1 protein-coding gene is annotated in these 2,427 nt (G+C 51.3%); it reads left to right on the top strand.

Annotated elements, in window-relative coordinates:
* The coding region (locus KDK19_RS03900) for an AAA family ATPase (RefSeq protein ID WP_257291376.1) at positions 1–2,427 on the top strand (2,427 nt) is incomplete at both ends.

Raw genomic sequence — 2,427 nt, 5'->3', positions numbered from 1 at the left:
GGTGATTCAGGTCAATGAACAGACCAGCCTCAGTCAGCTATTTGATAATATCCATATCATCTCAGAACAAAAGGCACATTTTGAACGACGTCAGAGTCAGTTGCAGAAAGCATTAACCTCTGGCAAGCCGGTTGTACTGAGGGGGCTGGAAAGTAACCCAATACTTCAGCAGCTTCTGGAACCTCTGGCTGTCGGGCAACCACTGTTGGTCAATGGTCAATTACAGACCTACCCGAAAGCTCATGTCACCCTACTCTGGCCAGAGTCTGCAAAAAGCCCGTCTTCGGTATGGAGTTCGATGATCGCCACGGGTAAGCCGTGTCCTGCGATTGATATCTGGGATATCAGTGGGGACAGGCATGATATCCCCCGGACTGAGCTGCCAGAACAAGCACTTCACATACTGTACGAAGCGTTTAAAACGGTACCTCCCCACCTTTGTAACCCTCTGCCTGAAATGACCGAAGGGTTGTTAAATAACCTGATACTCGCTGCCCGGCGAGCACAGCAGGTTGACCAGTCCCCACAGCTCCTGCCCCGTCACTGGCGCAAGGGCATCAACAGCGTCATCACCCATGGTACCCGGCAGAATCAGTCAGTGCGGGATTTTATGAAAGTGGCCTGTTGGCAGTTAATGCCCGATGATGTTCAAACCGCCTCGGCAGACCCGGATCGGTTAAATGCCATCATCAATAGTGCCCTGCGGTTGGATAGAGAATTTGTGAAGCAGAACCTTTGGCCACTGGCCAGAGCCTTTGAGCCATCATTATTTAATGAAGAATTACAACTGTCTTATGCAAGTCCATTTTCACGGGCGACTGAAAAAGAATCTCTGGACAGACTCTGTGCCATGATCGTGGCCCAAGCGCCTGAACAGCAACGAGCGGCAATAGCGTATCAGTTGGCAGTCGATCCGGCAGCAACAGAGCCATATCAACATTTAGCTATCAGGCCATCAGGACAGATTAAACGTGTGGAAGATGCACTGACTTCTGGCTGGCACTTACCTTTGCCATCAGGGCAAACCCGATCCGATACTATTCTCGCTCTGACCACCGATTGTTTTTATATTGCCAGAACAGCAAATTCTGAAGCAGCAGGCATTGAATACATAGCAAATCGACTGTCTGAATCACTGGAATGGACGGGCTCCACCGATAAACCCTTGTTAGCACTGGCTCGGGATCTTTATCACGGCGAGATGAGTCAGCAGGATCGTGAAAGCCGTCGATTATCCCGACTCCATGATCGACTTGTGGACTCTCCCGTTATATTCCTGCAGGGGGAAACCGGCACCGGGAAAAGTTATTTTTCTGCCAGAATGGCGAAGGCTTCAGGACAGGCTTCGGTGATTTCCCTTGGGCCTTCTGACAGCGAACAGACTCTGATGAAACGCTGGCAATGGCATAAACATGGTGATAGCGATCGCTCTATGGAACTGCAAAACCGGGCGCTGATGGAATGGGCCAGGACATCACACGACAATGACGGAGAATATGTCACCCTGATTCTGGATGAAGCCAACCTGGCCAAAACCGGACTGCTGGCGTCTTTGAACGGCTTATGGGAACCGAAAGAACCCTGCATTTATGTCAGTGGGCACCCTGTCAAGGTCAGCTCTAAACACCGGGTGATTCTCACCGGCAATCCGGATTATTACGCCGGACGCCAGCTGGACCCGGCCCTGAAAGAGAAACTGCCCAGAGCTTATTATCCCCGCCTAGACCGTGCTTTCCTTAGCGACAGAGTGGTAGAACCGGCTCTGGCCAGGCAGTTACAACGGCATTTGCCGGAGCCTCAAATAAACGACATTGCACACAGTGCCACCGAATGTGTGATGACGCTGTGGCAATATTATCAGGAACTGTTGCCAGAGCACGAGTTTACCCCCAGGGATTTGACCGATATCTGCAGTTGGTTGGGTTGGTATCTGGATCGTGCGCTGCGCGTAAACGACACTGTTACGGGTAGACAAATAAACGGTTTGATCCAGCAAAGTTTTCAGGATGTGCTGGGTCCCGAAATCAGCGAAACTTATCAGGATGCCCTGACAGCTCTGGAGATCTGGTTTGCTGCTCGTTACGAACCGGACAACACACTGAGCGACAAAGTTCGTAACCAGACCACCCTGTACCCTATAAAGCAGGCCTTCAAAGAATTCACCGAAAAAACCCGACCTGACTTTGATACTTCCGGATCAGCAGTCCATCAGCTGGTGCAAAGACTTGGACAGGATTTGAGCCGCTGTCAGCAGGCTTACCATCTTGACAGGAAACACGACGGCCGTCAGGCGACGCTGATTGAAGGCCCGGCTGGACGGGGTAAGGATGCCACTCTGAATCTGGTGATTGAAAGCGTCAAACGGCAGGCTGAGCAACGGGGAGAATCCATGCCAGAGGTCTTTCTCCTGAATGCCTGTGATTGCAA

The organism is Endozoicomonas sp. ONNA1 (genome assembly GCF_024606325.1).
GTDB lineage: Bacteria > Pseudomonadota > Gammaproteobacteria > Pseudomonadales > Endozoicomonadaceae > Endozoicomonas_A.
The sequence above is the reverse complement of the archived record's forward strand: the minus strand, read 5'-3'. Positions and strand labels throughout refer to the sequence as shown.